This window comes from Oleiagrimonas sp. (assembly GCF_027858935.1).
GTDB lineage: Bacteria > Pseudomonadota > Gammaproteobacteria > Xanthomonadales > Rhodanobacteraceae > Oleiagrimonas.
The window spans coordinates 1-16,214 of sequence record NZ_JAQIBU010000118.1 but is presented as its reverse complement, the minus strand read 5'-3'; the positions used below and the strand labels follow the sequence as shown (position 1 = coordinate 16,214).

The following is a 16,214-nucleotide window of genomic DNA, read 5'->3' as shown; positions in this document are numbered from 1 at the left end:
CCATCGGCCCCGGTATTTGTCGACGGCAAGAAGACCGTGACCCTGCGAGGGGAAGGTATCGCAACGGAGTTTATTGGCCTGGTCGAGGACTACATCGCCACGCATTTCGCTTCACGCGGCGACTGACTCCTGCGGATCGCGGGCTATTCGAGCAGCCCGGCAGCGGTTTCGGTACCCACGCCGCAGGTCCATGGGTCGCCGTCCGGGGTCCGTTCCACCAAGGCATTCACCCGGACCATGAAACGCGCGCGCGGGACTTCGCGTGCGCCCATGCGCAACAGATGGGGATTGGTCACCTGGGCATCCAGCAACGGATAGCCATGCCGTTGCAGGTGCCTGCAAAGACCAAGCAGGGCGATCTTGGAGCCGCCGTTTTCACGACTGAACATCGATTCGCCGCAGAACAGGCGACCGACGGCGACACCGTAGAGGCCGCCCACCAGATGTTCACCATCCCAGACCTCCATGCTGTGCGCATGCCCCAGCCGATGCAGATTGCGGTAAGCCGCCATCATCGACGGTACGATCCAGGTTCCTCCCGCGTCCTCGCGCGGCGCAGCGCAGGCTTCGATCACGGCGTCAAAGGCCTGATTGATGCTCAGTGTCCACCTCGAGTGGCGAAGTTGGCGCCGCAGGCTGCGACTGACGTGGATCGCATCGGTGTCGAACACGCAACGTGGGTCGGGTGACCACCACAGGATGGGTTCGTTCTCGCCATACCAGGGGAAGATGCCGTGCGCATAGGCGGCCAGCAGGCGTTCAGGAGCAAGGTCGCCCCCCAGGGCGAGCAATCCGTTGGGGACTGCAAGCGCGCGTTCGGTCGGCGGAAAATTCGGCGGCGCGCCGGCAGCGATCACCTCGATCGGCAGTGCATTCATCGGACGGTGTAGGGCGAGTGTGTCAGCAATTCCTGATGGTACGCCTCGATGTCCTCGGCCTCATGGGCGAGTGCGACGGCGACTGCCGACCGCAGGCCTGGATGATCCAGGTAATGTCGCGAATGGGTGCGTGCCGGAAGGAAGCCGCGTGCCATCTTGTGGCGGCCCTGCGCGCCCGGCTCGAAGCGCTCCAGTCCGTGGGCAATGGCGTATTCGATGCCCTGGTAGTAGCACAGTTCGAAGTGCAATCCGGGAATGTCCTGGCTTGTGCCCCAGTAGCGTCCGTACAGGGTATCGGGCCCGGCGAGAAACAGCGCCATGGCAAGGATCACGTTGTCACGACGGGCAAGGGCGACCAGCATGCGCTCGCCGAAGGTTTCGGCAAGGTGAGCAAAGAATGGCGCGGTCAACGCGGCGTGGTTGCCCTTCTCGTCGAATGTGTTCTGGTAAAGCGCATGCACCTGATGCAAGTCGTCCGTGGACAAGTGTGCTGCAGGCTGCATGCTGCAGTTGATGCCGGAATCTGCGACCTGTCGACGCTCCTGACGGATATTCTTGCGCTTCTTGTGTTTCAGCGCCGAAAGAAAATCCTCGAAGCTGGTGTAGTAGTCCCGGTTGTGCCAGTGATACTGGATGTCCTGCCTTGCCAACCAGGTGTCGTCGAAGCCATCCAGTTCTTCTTCAAGCAGAAAATTGACGTGTACTGACGACAGGCCAAGACGATGTGTTTCGTTCGTCAGGGCCTTGAGAAGATCCCGACGCAGCTTGGGCGCTTCAGGTGCACCGCCGGTCAGCAGACGTGGTCCCGGGATCGGGGAATAGGGCACGCCGACCAGGAATTTGGGGTAGTAGGCGCCGCCCGCGCTCTCGAAAGCGTGGGCCCAGCCCCAGTCGAAGACATATTCACCGTGCGAGTTGCCTTTTACATACACGGGCGCCGCGGCGACCATGCGCTCGCCGTCGTGCAGGGTCAGCGGATAGGCCTTCCAGCCCCATTCGGCACGTATGCAATCGTGCCGCTCGAGCCCGGCGAGAAAGGCATGCGAAAGGAACGGATTCGAATCACCGGCGAGGGCATCCCACGCACGGGCATCAATGTCGTTCATGGATTCGTGGAAGCGGGCTTCGTGCATGGTTTCATTGTACGTGCACAGACCCGCTTCTCCGGAAATGCCTACCGGGCATGATCTGCAACTGGCGGTCATGCAGGCGGTTTGCGAGTGTGCAGATCGCGATCCGGGGCCGCACTCAGCCGTTCAGGTTCTCCAGGTCGAGCCAGCGTTCGGCATCCAGCGCGGCCATGCAGCCGAAGCCGGCCGATGTGACGGCCTGGCGATAGACCTGGTCGGCGACATCGCCGGCGGCGAACACGCCCGGTACGGAACACATGGTGGCCATGCCGTCCAGGCCGCTCTGGATGGTGATATAGCCGCCCTTCATGTCCAGCTGCCCGTCGAAGATACCGGTGTTGGGGGTGTGGCCGATGGCCACGAACATACCGGTGACCTCAAGGTCGCGGGTGCTGTCGTCGTTGACGTTTTTGACGCGCACTCCAGATACGCCCGAATCGTCGCCCAGTACTTCGTCGAGCGTGTGATTCCAGACCATCTCGACCTTGCCGGCGGCGACCTTTTCAAACAATTTGTCCTGCATGATCTTCTCGGCTCGCAGCGAATCGCGGCGGTGTACCAGGTAGACCTTGCGACAGATATTGGCCAGGTACAAGGCTTCTTCCACGGCCGTATTGCCACCGCCGATCACCGCTACGTCCTGCTCGCGGAAAAAGAATCCGTCGCAGGTGGCGCAGGCCGACACGCCCTTGCCCTTGAAGTGTTCCTCGGAGGGCAGGCCGAGATACTTTGCGGTTGCGCCTGTAGTGATGATCAGTGCGTCACAGGTGTACTCGCCGCTGTCGCCCTTGAGGCGGAAAGGGCGATGCTTGAGATCGGCGGTGTGGATATGGTCAAACACCATTTCGGTCTCGAAACGCTCGGCATGTTCGGCCATGCGTTTCATCAGATCAGGACCCTGCACGCCGTTGTTGTCGCCGGGCCAGTTGTCGACGTCGGTGGTGGTCATCAGCTGGCCGCCCTGTTCCAGGCCCGTGATCATGGTGGGCTTGAGGTTGGCTCGGGCGGCGTAGACTGCCGCGGTGTAGCCGGCCGGGCCGGAGCCGAGGATCAGCAGACGGCTGTGCTTGGGAGTGCTCATGTATAATCCTTGAGGTTTGATGCGGCTTGTTCGGTTCGCGTTCGCCGGCTCCTTCCGGAGCGTTTTCCGCCCTAGTCACACGGTGCCTACAACTGCATCGCGCGGGTGCGGGCAAGCGCTGCGCTAGTGGAAAGCATGGGGAAGACGGGGCGTCGATTCAAGGTGTATCGGTCAGTGCGCTGCGCAAACCCGCGCGGCGTGTTTTTTTCCTGCAGCAGTATGTACGAGGTTTTCGTCCCATGCGTATCGGCATTCCTTCCGAAACCAAGACACTTGAAGGGCGCGTAGCCCTGGTACCGGCCGCGGCCGGCGACCTGGTCCGGCGCGGCCACGAGGTGTTCATCCAATCCGGCGCGGGCGAGAGAAGCGGCTTCGCGGACGAGGCCTACAGCCAGGTTGGCGTGCAGATCGCCGCCGACGCCGCGGCTCTCTACGAAGCCGGCGAACTCATCGTCAAGGTCAAGGAGCCGATTGCCGGCGATCTTGAGCATCTCGAGAAGCACCATTTGCTGTTCTGCTACCTGCACCTGGCCGCCGAACCGGAGCTGACCAAACGCCTGCTGGAGATTGGCCTGACCGGCGTGGCCTTCGAGTCGGTCGAGGAAAACGGCTCTCTGCCGCTGCTGACGCCGATGTCGATCATCGCCGGGCGCATCGCCACGCAGGTGGGTACCACGCTGCTTCACCGACCGCAGGGCGGCAAGGGCAAGTTGCTGGGCGGGCTGGCCTCGGCCGAGCGCGGCAAGGTGGTGGTGCTGGGCGCCGGGGCCGCCGGAGGCGCCGCCGCCATGCTGGCCGCACAGTCCGGCGCCAACGTGATCGTGTTCGACAAGCGTCAGGATCGCATGGCCGAGATGATGGCACTGGGCCACAATGTCACTGCGCTGTACGCCTACGAGCAGGCCGTGTCCGATCACGTCGCCGATGCCGACCTGGTCGTGGGTGCGGTGCTCATTCCCAGTGCCAAGGCGCCACGCGTGGTGACCGAGGCGATGGTCGAGACCATGGAGAAGGGCAGCGTGCTGGTGGATATCTCCATTGACCAAGGGGGGTGTTTCGAGACCTCCAGGCCGACCACCTGGGCCGATCCCACCTATGACGTGCACGGCGTGACCCATTTCGCCGTGACCAACATGCCAGGTGCGGTACAGCAGACCTCCTCGCAGGCCATTTCAGCCGCGATCCTGCCATATGTGCAGCGACTTGCGGCCGGCGCGACCTGGCGCGAGCATGAGCCCCTGCGCGTGGGCATCAATGTCGAGGGCGGCGAGATTCTCCACCCTGCGTTGAAGGACATGGTATAAAGCTCGTATATTCATGCGTTTGCCCTGACTTGTTGAGGTATTATCAGACGTGGCACGCAAGACTGGCGCAAAGACCGTGACCAAGCCAACGGAGACAGGTCTGAGCGAGGATCTGCGCCGGCGCTTGCGTGAAGCCGGCGTTCTTTTGCTGGTTCCGGTAGCGATCTACCTGCTGGTCTGCCTGTTCAGCTACAGCGAACAGGACCCCAGCTGGTCGCATGCAGCGCAAGTCGGCACGGTGCACAATTTTGGCGGCATGGTCGGGGCCTGGATTGCCGATCTGTTGCGTTATTTGTTCGGCATGGTGGCGTACGCATTTCCGTTGCTGCTGCTGGCACTGGGTCTCAGGGTCCTGCGTCGCGATGTCGACGATCCAGCGATGACGCCCTACGAGCCGGCCCTTCGGCTGGTCGGCTTCGTACTTTTCTTCATCGTCGGGCCGGGACTGGCTACGCTCAGTTTTGATCAGCACATGGTGGCGCCGGCGGGTTCCGGTGGTGTGCTGGGACGCGCGGTAAGTGGGTCGCTTGGGCATGCCTTCGGCAACGCGACGCCGTTGTTCCTGCTGGCGCTGCTTCTGGTTGCGGTGACGCTGGCGACAGGCCTGTCCTGGTTCAAGTTGATGGACTGGACGGGCCGCACCGTACTTGTCGTGGTGGCGTGGATTGGCGGGCGTATCCGCCGGGCACCGGATTTTTTCGCAGCCCGTGCAGCGCGTGCCGAACGTACCGCCGTGAAGAAGGTCGAGGCCATCAAGCAGGCCCGGCGCGAACCGATCCGCATCGAATCGATCGAGCCGAAGATGGAAAAGAGCGAGCGCGCCTCGCGTGAGTCGCAGATCCCGCTGTTCAAGGGTTCCTCGGCCAAGGGGGAGCTGCCGCCGCTGTCGCTGCTGGACGATCCGCCACCACAGGGTCCGGGCTACAGCGAGGATGCGCTGGAAGTGCTTTCCCGCCAGGTCGAACTCAAACTCAAGGACTTTCGTATCGAGGCGCGTGTGGTTGGCGTTTATCCCGGTCCGGTGATCACGCGTTTCGAGCTGGAGCCGGCCCCCGGGGTGCGCGGCAGCCAGGTCTCCAATCTGGACAAGGACATTGCCCGCGGCCTGTCCGTGGTCAGCGTGCGCGTGGTGGACGTGATTCCGGGCAAGAACGTGATCGGCCTGGAGATCCCCAACTCGAAACGCGAGATCGTGTACCTGTCCGAGATCCTGCGATCGAAAGAGTACGATGCCGCACGCAGTCCGCTTTCGCTGGCGCTGGGCAAGGGTATCGGTGGCCGGCCGGTGGTGGTGGACCTGTCCAAGATGCCGCATCTGCTTGTGGCAGGAACCACCGGTTCGGGCAAGTCGGTGGCCGTCAACGCCATGGTCTTGAGCTTGCTGTACAAATCGGCGGCCAAGGACGTGCGCCTGATCATGATCGACCCGAAGATGCTGGAGCTCTCCGTGTACGAGGGCATCCCGCACCTTTTGGCGCCGGTGGTCACCGACATGAAGGAAGCAGCCAATGCATTGCGCTGGTGCGTGGCCGAAATGGAACGCCGCTACAAGCTGATGGCCGCGGTAGGCGTGCGCAATCTGGCCGGCTTCAACAAGAAGCTGCGCGAGGCCAAGGCGGCCGGACAGCCCTTGCTGGACCCACTGTTCAAGCCCGATCCGCAGCAGCCGGAACGCACCGCCGAACCGCTCGAGGCGCAGCCGCATATCGTGGTCATCATCGACGAGTTCGCCGACATGATGATGATCGTTGGCAAGAAGGTCGAAGAACTGATCGCGCGCCTGGCACAGAAGGCCCGTGCCGCCGGCATCCACCTGATCCTGGCCACGCAGCGTCCGTCGGTGGACGTGATCACCGGGCTGATCAAGGCCAATATTCCGACGCGGATCGCATTCCAGGTCTCCAGCAAGATCGATTCACGCACCATCCTGGACCAATCCGGGGCGGAGACCCTGCTGGGGCATGGCGACATGCTGTATCTGCCCCCGGGCACTGCGACGCCCGAGCGCGTGCATGGCGCCTTTGTCGACGACCACGAGGTTCATGGCGTGGTCGAGTGGCTGAAATCCCAGGGCGAGCCCGATTACGTCGAGGGCGTGCTCGAGGAAGTGCAGTCGATGGGCGACGGCAAGGTGATCAGCGAATCGGGCCTGCCGCAGGATGCCGATGATGGTGCGGGTGGCGATGCCGTGCTTTACGACAAGGCTGTGGCCGTGGTCACCCAGACCCGCCGCGCCTCGATTTCGGGCGTGCAGAGGCACCTCAGAATCGGCTACAACCGTGCTGCGCGGTTGATCGAGCAGATGGAGGCTGATGGTGTGGTCAGCTCGCCCCAGCACAACGGCACCCGCGAGGTCCTGGCGCCGCCGCCGCCCCGTGACTGAACGCTTCAGCCGTGCTTCAACGAGATGCATTCACCATGCCTGCAGGAGTGATCCGGCTCCCGCATGTTCATTTGCCCAGGTCCATCATCCATGAATAACCGCTTCGTACCGCTCTTGCTGTCCCTGATCCTGGTCTCGCTGGCGGCGCATGCAGGCGACAGTGCCCGTGCACGCCTGGATGCGTTTGCACACGATCTGCATGCCCTCCGCGGCCATTTCACCCAGACCATGACCGATGCCAACGGCCACAAGAAGCAGACCAGCTCCGGTACTGTTGCGCTGCAGACCCCGCGACTGTTCCGCTGGCAGACCCAAACCCCCTACAAGCAGCTTATCGTTGCAGACGGCAGCCATGTATGGACCTACGATCCGGACCTGGAACAGGTGACCGTGCAGCAACAGAGTCGCAGCGAGTCGCACAGCCCTCTCACGGTGCTCACGGATCCAAAGCGCCTTGACAAGGAGTTCACGGTCACCGATCTGGGCACGCATGACGGGCTGGCCTGGATGAAAATCACACCGCGCAACAAAGCGCAGAACATCCAGTCCGCGCAGCTGGGATTTGATGCACACGGCCTGGCCGAGATGCGCTTCACCGATCGGTTGGGCGCTCAATCGGTGATTCGGTTCAGCGACTGGCAACGCAACCCGAAGCTTGCGGCCTCGCTGTTCAACTTCACGCCGCCCAAGGGCGCCGATGTGATCGGTGATACCCGGGGCATTCCGGAGGTTCGTCCGCTGCAGCCATAGCGGTGCTGTTGCAGCGGTTGGGGACGTTCAGGCGCGCTCGCTGCGCGGCGCGCTCGCGGTGACTTCGACGATGGCTTGCAGCAGCGCCGTGGGTGACGGCGGACAGCCATTGACCACGACATCGACGGGGATGATGTTGTCCACGGCGCCGCGGCTGGCATAACTGCTGCCGAAGATGCCGCCGCAGGCCGCGCAATCGCCGACGGCGATCACCCATTTCGGCGTGGGCATGGCATCGTAGGTGCGTCTCAGCGCCTCCTCCATGTTCACCGACACCGGCCCGGTGACCAGCAGCAGATCGGCATGGCGCGGGCTGGCGACGAAGTGGATGCCGGTACCTTCCAGGTTGTAGTAGGGATTGCCCAGCGCCTGGATTTCCAGTTCGCAACCGTTGCACGAACCGGCGTCGACATGACGGATGCATAACGCCCGGCCGTAGGTCTTGTGCAACTTCGCCTGCAGTGTGTCGGGCGTGGCCGACTTCATGGCATGCGGCCTGGTTTTGCTCAGACTGCCGGTGCGCTGGATACGTAAAAGTATGTCGAACATCGCTGCCTACCCGTCGTGTCCGCTGTAGGAAAGGTTGAAGGATTTGTTGATCAGCGGGAAGTCGGCCACGATGTTGTTCAGCACCGCCCACTCCAGAAGCAGCCAGTTCTGCCAGGATGGATCGTGTACGTGGCAGCGACGGATGCCGCCGTTGATGCCACTTTCCAGCGCCACCATGACGGGTCCGCGCCAGCCTTCGATCAAGCCGATGCCCAGCTGTCCGGGTCCCGTTTCGGAAAGCTCGATACATACCTCGCCCGTGGGCATGTCGCCCAGCCACTGGCGACACAGTCGCAACGACTCCAGTGCCTCTGCGAAGCGCACCTTCACGCGTGCCGCGACATCACCGTCCGCGCAGGCGGCGACGATCGGCGTGAGCTGGTCGTAGGGCGGCCAGGGCATGTCGGCGCGAAGATCATGCTCAAGGCCGCAGGCGCGCGCGACCAGGCCCAGCGCGCCCAGTGCCCGCGCTTGCGCCTGGCCCACGCAGCCGGTGCCCTGCAGCCGGTCCTGAAGGCCGGCATGGTCGGTATAGAGCGTGCGCAGTTCACGCACGTCCCGCTCGATGCTCGCCAGTTCGGCCGCTAGAGCGTCCAGCGCAAGCGCCTGGGGATCCACGGATACGCCACCCGGGATCACCAGGTCGAACAGGTAGCGCTGGCCGAAAGCTTCGGCATGACGGCGCAGCAGGCGTTCCTTGAGCGCGGAGAACTGTGTCAGGCCGAAAGCCAGCCCGGCATCGTTGCCCAGCGCGCCCAGGTCGCCCAGGTGATTGGCCACACGCTCCAATTCCAGAGCCAGCGCGCGCAATGTCACGGCGCGAGGTGGCACGACGGTCGCGGTCATCGACTCCAGTGCGGAGCAGTAGGCCCACCCGAAGGCGACGGTGGAGTCGCCGCACACACGCGCGGCCAGCCGATGGCCGTCGTGAAGGCGCATCGATTCGAAGCGTTTGGCAACGCCCTTGTGCGTATAGCCCAGACGCGGTTCCAGACGCAGCACTTTTTCGCCGACCAGGGAGAATCGGAAATGCCCGGGTTCGATGGTACCGGCGTGGACTGGACCGACGGGTATCTCGTGCACACCATCGCCACTGACGCGTACGAAGGGGTAGGCGCTGGACTCGATCGCATGGGCTTGCGCTGGATCGACGTCGCGACGCAACGGGAACACCGATTCTGGCCAGCCGCCATGGCGCAGCCAGGGGCGTCCGTCACCGCCGTCGGCATGCATGCCGAGCAGGTCGCGGACGGCGCGCTGCAGACGATCGGCAACCGGGAACAGCGTCGCCAGCGAGGGATAGACGGTCGTCCCGGTCGGCATGGCATGGTCGATCACCCACAGCCGCTGGCGCGCCAGATAGGCGGCATGGATGCGAAAATGGCCATCGCGATCGCGATCGTCGCTGCCCCACAGTGTCAGCAGGCCCGCGCCGGCCTGCTGCATGCTGTCAGCCGCCCGGCGCCAGCCCTCGGCATCGAGAGCGACGCGTGAAACGGTCACGTTCGACGGCAGTCGAAAGGCAACGTGTTCAAGGGTGTCCATGCTCATCGCGTTCACCCGATCAGGTGGGCAGCCAGGCGGTACAAATGCGCCAGCGCCGGCGGTATGTACACTCCCAGCATCAACACCAGGGCCAGATGTGCGAATACCGGCAGCAGCGCGGGCGAGTGCGGCAGCGGCTTCGCGTCGGTCTCTCCGAACACCATCGGCTGCACGTGGCGGAAGATGCCGGCGAAGGCCACGACCAGGGCAATCAGCAGCACCGGGATGGCCCTGGGGTGGTCGCGCATGGCCGTGGTCAACACCAGGTATTCGCTGGTGAATACGCCGAACGGCGGCGTGCCCAGTATGGCCAGCGTGCCCAGCATAAGGCCCCAGCCCACCGTCGGGCTGACCACGAGCAGTCCGCGGATGCCGTCGATGCGCTGGGTATCAGCCACCTGCGCCGCGTGACCGGCGGTGAAGAAGATCGCCGATTTGGTCAGCGAGTGCACCGTCATGTGCAGCAGCGCGGCGAAGTTGGCCAGCGGGCCACCCATGCCGAAGGCGAAGGAGATGATGCCCATATGCTCGATCGACGAGTAGCCGAACAGGCGCTTGATGTCGCGTTGGCGCCACAGGAAGAAACCCGCCAGCAACATGCTCAGCAGGCCCAGGGCCATCAGCATGCGCCCCGGCAGCAGCGAATGCATGGCGCCGTCGGCCAGCACCTTGCAGCGCACCACCGCGTACATGGCGACGTTGAGCAGCAGGCCCGAGAGCACCGCCGAGACCGGGGTCGGGCCTTCGGCGTGGGCGTCGGGCAGCCAGTTGTGCAGCGGTGCCAAGCCGACCTTGGTGCCATAGCCGACCAGCAGGAACACGAAGGCCAGGCCGACCACGGTCGGCTCCATGTGTCCTTTGACCGCATTGAGGTGGGTCCACAGCAGGGCGTGCATGCCCTCGTGGCCGAGCACGCCTTCGGCGGCCACGTACAGCAGGATGGTGCCGAACAGCGCCAGGGCGATGCCGACGCCGCACAGGATGAAGTACTTCCAGGCCGCCTCGATGCTCTCGCGGGTGCGATACAGCGACACCAGCAGCACGGTCGACAGCGTTGCCGCCTCCATCGCCACCCACAGCAGGCCCATGTTGTTGGTCGACAGCGCTACCAGCATCGAAGCCATGAACATCTGGTACATGCTGTGGTACAGGCGCAGGCGCGCCGGGGTGAGGCGACCGCGGTCCTCCTCGATGCGCATGTACGGGCGCGAGAACAGCGCGGTGGTGAAACCCACGAAGGCGGTCAGCGCGATCAGGAACACATTGAACGGATCGACGAAGAATTGCTCATTTGCGACCGTCATCGGCCCATGCCGGATCACGCGCAGCACCAGCAACACGGCAAAGCCCAGCGTGGCCAGGCTGGTGGTGACGTTGATTTCCGGCGCGCGCCGATGCGCGCCGGCGAAGGCCAGCAGCAGGGCGCCGAGCAGGGGCGTGACGAGGACCAGCAGCAGTTCCACGTCAATCCTCCTTGAGCGCTTCGAAGTGATGCAGATCGAGGCTGTCGAACTGCTCGCGGATGTGGAAGAAGAAGATGCCGAACACGAACACGCCGACCAGCAGGTCCAGCGCGATGCCCAGTTCGACCACCATTGGCATGCCGTAGGTGGCGCTGGTGGCGGCGAAGAACAGGCCGTTCTCCAGCGCCAGGATGCCGATCACCTGGGTCACCGCCTTGCGCCGGGCGATGATCATCAGGAATGCCAGCAGGATCACCGCCAGCGCGATGCCAAGGGCCTGCCGGGTCACCGTCGTCGCCAGCGCGCTGATCGGTTGCGCCAGGCCGAAGGCGAAGATCACCAGCGCCAGGCCGACCAGCAGCAGGGTGGAAATGTTGACCAGCGGTTCGATGTCGCCGGCGATGCCCAGCCGCTTCATCAGCCGCATCAGGATCCAGGGCAGAACGATCACTTTCAGCGCCAGGGTCAGCGCCGCCGAATAGTACAGGTGCGACTGATGGGCGGTGATCGCCACCAGCAGCGTCGAGGCCGAGAGCATGGCGCCCTGCCAGGCCAGCAGCACGATCAGCCGGCGAATGCGGCGCTGGGCCAGCATCGCGAACGAGATCATCAGCAGGCCGGCGGCGAGCACATGCAGAAACTGGGTGGCGAGCGAAGGCATGTGCATGGTCAGGACCTCAGCTGAAGATGCACGAGGATACCGAGCACGGCGAGCAGGAAGGCCGTACTGAGGAATTCGGGGGCGCGGAACACGCGCAGCTTGGCCGATACGGTTTCGATCACAGCCAGGGCACCACCGGCCACGGCCAGCTTGAGCAGCAGCAGGGCTAGGGCCAGCAGCAACGGCGAGGTCGTGTCGGCATGCAGGGCGATGCCCCAGGGGGCGAACAATGCAAACCCGATGCAGGCGTAATTGAACAGCTTCAGCCACGCGGCCCATTCCATCAGTGCAAGGTGAAGCGCTGAATACTCCAGCAGCATCGCCTCGTGGATCATGGTCAGCTCAAGATGCGTGGTCGGGTTGTCGATGGGGATGCGTCCGTTCTCGGCCAGCAGCACCATCACGAAGGCCACGCCGGCGAAGGCCAGGCTCGGTCGCAGGATCAGTCCGTGCGCAGCCAGTGCGCCGTGGACCACGGTTGGCAGCGCGGTGCTGCCGTACATCAGGAAGGCGTTGAACAGCACCATCAGCAGCGCCGGCTCGGCGAGAAAGCCGACCATCATCTCGCGGCGTGCGCCGAGCGTGCCGAAGGCGGTGCCGATGTCCATGGCCGCCAACGCCATGAACACGCGCGCGGTGGCGAACAGGCCGACCAGGGCGATGGCGTCGGCCACGCGTGCAAACGGCATGTCGGTGGTTACCGAAGGAATGATCGCCGCCGCCAGCACCATCGTGCCGAACACCACGTAAGGCGTGATGCGGAACAGCGGTGAGGCATGCTCGGCAAGCACCGCGTCCTTGTGGAACAGCTTGCGCAGCTTGCGATAGGGCTGCAGCAGTGAAGGCGCCGAACGGTTCTGCAACCAGGCCCGGCACTGCGCCACCCAACCGGCCAGCAACGGTGCCAGGGCGACGGCAAGCAGGGCTTCGGCCAGTTGGCGCAGCAGTGCGATCATGTTCATATGACGAACATCAGCAGCACGATCAGGGTCAGGAAGCTGTACAGCAGGTACACCGCCAGGCGGCCGCGCTGGAGTACGGCCACGGCGTCGGCGAGACGGCGCACGGTCGCGGTGATGGGGGCGTAGATCGCACGCCAGGTCCGGTCCTCGATGCGGATGGCGTAGTGCGGTTGGGCATCGTCGGGTGCGGGTACTTCGCGCTCGATGCGGAAGAACGGCCCGAAGATGCGCCGGATCGGCTGGCCGAAGCCCTCGGCCGTGTCCTGCATGCGCGGCGTCAGCCAGCGGTAGCCGCAGTCCCAAGGTGGAACGCGTCGCACGCGACCGTGATAGAAAAGGCGCACGATGACGAAGACTACGGCAACCACGCCGAGCAGGCCTGCCAGCAGCCACAGACCGCTGTAGGAAGCCTGTGCCGGCGATACCGGTGCGATCCACCAAATCGTGCCGCCACGTTGCACGGCAGCGCCCGTCAATGCACGTGTGACGCTGGCCGCGGCGTCCAGAGCCACTTGCGGAAACACGCCGATCAGGATGCATCCCAGTGCAAGCCATGCCAGGCCGATGCGTTCGAGAACGCCGGCGTCGTGGGCACGCTCCAGCTGCGCTTCGCGCGGCTGACCGAGGAAGATCACGCCGTAGAACTTCACCATCACGTAGCCAGCCAGCGCCGCCGTCAGCGCCACGGCGGCGGCACCCAGCGGCACGATCATGTTGATGAAACTGTGCGGGATCGCCGGCGTCGACAGGAAAGCCTGCAACAACAGCCATTCGGACACGAATCCGTTCAGTGGCGGCAGACCGGCGATGGCCAGGGTGCCGACCAGCGCCAGCATCGCCACCCATGGCATATAGCGGATCAGGCCGCCGAGCTTGCCCAGGTTGCGCTCGCCGGTGGCATGCAGCACCGAGCCGGTCGCCAGGAACAGCAGACTCTTGAACAGAGCGTGGTTGAAGGCGTGGATCAATGCCGCCGCCAGCGCCAGGGCGGCCAGCAGGTTCATGTCGAACGAGCGCGCCAGCAATGCCAGTCCCACGGCGGCGATGATCAGGCCGATATTCTCGATGGACGAATAGGCCAGCAGCCGTTTCATGTCCGTCTGCACAGCCGCGAACACCACCCCGAACAGTGCGGTGAAAAGACCGATCAGCATCGTCACGAGTCCCCACCACCACGGTCCCGTGTGCATCAGGTCCATACTCACGCGCAGAAGGCCGTAGATCGCCGTCTTCAGCATCAGGCCGCTCATCATCGCCGACACCGGCGAAGGCGCGGCCGGATGCGCCTCGGGCAGCCAGATGTGGACGGGGAACAAACCGGCCTTGGCGCCGAAACCGAACAGTGCCAGGCAGAACGCCACATCGGCCCAGGCCGGTGACAGCGATGCCCCGCGCATGGCGTCGAAAGTCATCGTCCAGTTACCGCCGTGCAGTGCGCCGAAGCACAGCAGGATCGACAGCGCGCCGATGTGCGCCATCAGCAGGTAGATGAAGCCGGCGCGACGGATCTCCGCAATGCGGTGCTGCGAGGTCACCAGGAAATAGGAACTCAGCGCCATGGTTTCCCACGCCAGCATGAACAAGTAGGCGTCGTCGGCCAGCACCACCAGCGCCATACTGGCCAGGAATACGTGGTACTGCAGGCCGAGCAGGCCCGGCGAGGTGCCTTCACCCCGGCGGAAGTAGCCGGCGGCAAAGATGGAGATACCGGCACCGGCGATGCCCAGCAGCATCAGGAAAAAACCCGACAATGCATCCAGGCGCAGATGGAACGGGAGGTCGGGCAGGCCGAGCGGCAGTACCAGCACCTGCGGCGTGAAGCCGGCGCGCAGCGCCGAAACCGCCACCGCCGCCACGCCCAACGCCACCAGGGCACCGAGTGGAAACAGCATGCGTGCCACCCATCCGACGCGCTGCGGTTGCAGCAGTCCGAGCATACCCAGCACTAGCCATGCGGCGATCAGGGTGATCAGCGCCGGCAGCGGGTACGCAAAGGGCAGATAGGTCACTTCGACGTCCCGAGAGAACCGGTGTCAGGGCAGGAGCAGGCGCCAACAAGTATGAGCATGAAATGATAATTGGATTATCATGATGCGCGAATCTAGTGTAAGCCGAGCATTCCCCGAATGGCAATCGAACAACGCACGGCCCGTCTGACGGTCCTGATCGATCCACGCAAGAAGGCGGTCTTCGAACGCCTGTGCGCCGAAGAGGACGCCACGCCCTCCCAGGTCGTGCGGCGGCTGATCCGCGATTACATTGAGCACCGCACAGGCAGTCCTTGGGATCCCGAGGACTGCGGAGATGGTGCACAAGCGGCTGCGAACAGACGCGGAAGGCGCCGGGGTCGATAGACGCTCGCCCCAGTCTCGTGATCGTCCTCGCCGAAGTCACCTTGGTCATCGGCTCATGCAGCCGAGCCGGCAAATCTCTATCATGCCGGCATGACGCAGCGTAACGCCCCCACCACGCCGGGCCTGTTCACCGAGCCGGAGGCCCTGAAGCCGCTGGCCGAGCGCATGCGCCCGCGCAGCCTGGACGAGATCGTCGGCCAGCCACGCCTTGCCGGGCCCGACAGCGCCCTGCGCCGCGCGTTGGAGGCCGGCCGCGTGCACTCGATGGTGCTGTGGGGGCCGCCCGGCTGCGGCAAGACCACCCTGGCGCTGCTGGTGGCGAAATACGCCGACGCCGAGTTCCGTGCCATCTCCGCCGTGCTCTCGGGCCTGCCTGAGGTGCGCTAGGCGTTGGCCGAAGCCGAGGGCAACTTCGCCCAGGGCGTGCGCACAGTGCTGTTTGTCGACGAGGTGCACCGCTTCAACAAGGCGCAGCAGGATGCCTTCCTGCCGCACATAGAGAAGGGCGTGATCCTGTTCATCGGCGCGACCACGGAGAACCCCTCGTTCGAGCTCAACTCGGCGCTGCTGTCGCGCTGCCGCGTGCACGTGATGGACGCGGTGGCTCGCGAGTCCATCGTCGCGGCACTCAAGCGCGCGCTGGCCGATGCAGACCGTGGCCTGGGCGGGCAGGGGCTCGAGGTCGACGCGGATTCGCTGGCGCTGATCGCGCAGGCCGCCGACGGCGATGTGCGCCGCGGCCTGACCCTGCTGGAGATCGCTGCCGAACTGGCCCGCGATGGCCGTATCGACGAAACCACGCTGGAACAGGTGCTGGCCGACCGCACGCGCCGTTTCGACAAGGGCGGCGAACAGTTCTACGACCAGATCTCGGCCCTGCACAAGTCCGTGCGCAGCTCCGATCCCGACGCAGCCGTATATTGGCTCACACGCATGCTGGACGGAGGTTGCGACCGCGCCTACCTGGCGCGGCGCATGACCCGCATGGCGGTGGAGGACATCGGCCTGGCCGATCCGCGCGCCTGGCAGATGGCACTCAACGCCTGGGATACCTATGAACGCCTGGGCAGTCCGGAGGGCGAGTTGGGCCTGGCCCAGCTTGCCATCTACCTTGCCATCGCGCCCAAGAGCAATGCGGCCTACAGTGCCTTCAA

General features: G+C 64.5%; 13 protein-coding genes and 2 pseudogenes. 6 read left to right on the top strand and 9 right to left on the bottom strand.

Annotation, left to right across the window (positions count from 1 at the left end; genetic code table 11):
- Nucleotides 1–126 (top strand): annotated as a pseudogene (gene ispG, locus PF446_RS04545) (4-hydroxy-3-methylbut-2-en-1-yl diphosphate synthase); the annotation flags it as partial.
- A 17-nt stretch (nucleotides 127–143) separates the two neighbouring features.
- Here ispG and aat read toward each other — a convergent pair.
- From aat to trxB, 3 genes are all read right to left on the bottom strand, one after another.
- Nucleotides 144–878, bottom strand: a complete 735-nt coding sequence (gene aat, locus PF446_RS04540; RefSeq protein WP_298070061.1) for a leucyl/phenylalanyl-tRNA--protein transferase — start codon at nucleotides 876–878, stop codon at nucleotides 144–146.
- Nucleotides 875–2,011 carry a GNAT family N-acetyltransferase gene (locus tag PF446_RS04535; protein ID WP_298070060.1) on the bottom strand — a complete coding sequence of 379 codons (1,137 nt, stop codon included), beginning with the start codon at nucleotides 2,009–2,011 and terminating at the stop codon, nucleotides 875–877. Before PF446_RS04535 ends, aat begins: the two co-directional genes overlap by 4 nt.
- Before the next feature lie 115 nt (nucleotides 2,012–2,126).
- Entirely contained in the window at nucleotides 2,127–3,089 is a 963-nt protein-coding gene (trxB, locus tag PF446_RS04530; protein ID WP_298070059.1) for a thioredoxin-disulfide reductase, read from the bottom strand.
- 239 nt (nucleotides 3,090–3,328) lie between these two features.
- On the opposite strand from trxB, the gene PF446_RS04525 reads away from it, so the two are divergent.
- From PF446_RS04525 to lolA, 3 genes are all read left to right on the top strand, one after another.
- Entirely contained in the window at nucleotides 3,329–4,393 is a 1,065-nt protein-coding gene (locus PF446_RS04525) for an alanine dehydrogenase (RefSeq protein WP_298070058.1), read from the top strand.
- Between the two features lie 76 nt (nucleotides 4,394–4,469).
- A complete protein-coding gene (locus PF446_RS04520; RefSeq protein WP_298070062.1) occupies nucleotides 4,470–6,776 on the top strand; it encodes a DNA translocase FtsK in 2,307 nt (768 codons plus the stop codon).
- A gap of 90 nt (nucleotides 6,777–6,866) precedes the next feature.
- Entirely contained in the window at nucleotides 6,867–7,526 is a 660-nt protein-coding gene (gene lolA / locus PF446_RS04515; protein ID WP_298070057.1) for an outer membrane lipoprotein chaperone LolA, read from the top strand.
- Between the two features lie 27 nt (nucleotides 7,527–7,553).
- Here lolA and nuoB read toward each other — a convergent pair whose 3' ends face one another.
- The 6 genes from nuoB to hyfB are packed head-to-tail and all read right to left on the bottom strand — an operon-like array spanning nucleotide 7,554 to nucleotide 14,715.
- Nucleotides 7,554–8,075, bottom strand: a complete 522-nt coding sequence (gene nuoB / locus PF446_RS04510) for an NADH-quinone oxidoreductase subunit NuoB (protein ID WP_298070056.1) — start codon at nucleotides 8,073–8,075, stop codon at nucleotides 7,554–7,556.
- A 6-nt stretch (nucleotides 8,076–8,081) separates the two neighbouring features.
- Nucleotides 8,082–9,626, bottom strand: a complete 1,545-nt coding sequence (locus PF446_RS04505; RefSeq protein WP_298070055.1) for an NADH-quinone oxidoreductase subunit C — start codon at nucleotides 9,624–9,626, stop codon at nucleotides 8,082–8,084.
- Nucleotides 9,627–9,631: 5 nt separating this feature from the next.
- A complete protein-coding gene (locus tag PF446_RS04500) occupies nucleotides 9,632–11,083 on the bottom strand; it encodes a hydrogenase 4 subunit F (protein WP_298070054.1) in 1,452 nt (483 codons plus the stop codon).
- Between the two features lies 1 nt (nucleotide 11,084).
- The gene (locus tag PF446_RS04495) at nucleotides 11,085–11,744 is read right to left on the bottom strand and encodes a formate hydrogenlyase (RefSeq protein WP_298070053.1); all 660 of its coding nucleotides are present in this window, start codon (nucleotides 11,742–11,744) and stop codon (nucleotides 11,085–11,087) included.
- Between the two features lie 8 nt (nucleotides 11,745–11,752).
- Nucleotides 11,753–12,706 (bottom strand): NADH-quinone oxidoreductase subunit H, encoded by a 954-nt coding sequence (locus PF446_RS04490; protein ID WP_298070052.1) that lies wholly within the window; start codon nucleotides 12,704–12,706, stop codon nucleotides 11,753–11,755.
- Nucleotides 12,703–14,715 (bottom strand): hydrogenase 4 subunit B, encoded by a 2,013-nt coding sequence (hyfB, locus tag PF446_RS04485; protein WP_298070051.1) that lies wholly within the window; start codon nucleotides 14,713–14,715, stop codon nucleotides 12,703–12,705. The genes PF446_RS04490 and hyfB overlap by 4 nt, the downstream gene beginning before the upstream one ends.
- A 117-nt stretch (nucleotides 14,716–14,832) precedes the next feature.
- Here hyfB and PF446_RS04480 point away from each other — a divergent pair, with 117 nt between their 5' ends.
- Together PF446_RS04480 and PF446_RS04475 are read left to right on the top strand one after the other, a co-directional pair.
- Complete coding sequence (locus PF446_RS04480) at nucleotides 14,833–15,060, top strand: CopG family transcriptional regulator (RefSeq protein WP_298070050.1); 228 nt, start codon at nucleotides 14,833–14,835, stop codon at nucleotides 15,058–15,060.
- A 90-nt stretch (nucleotides 15,061–15,150) separates the two neighbouring features.
- Nucleotides 15,151–16,214 (top strand): annotated as a pseudogene (locus PF446_RS04475) (replication-associated recombination protein A); the annotation flags it as partial.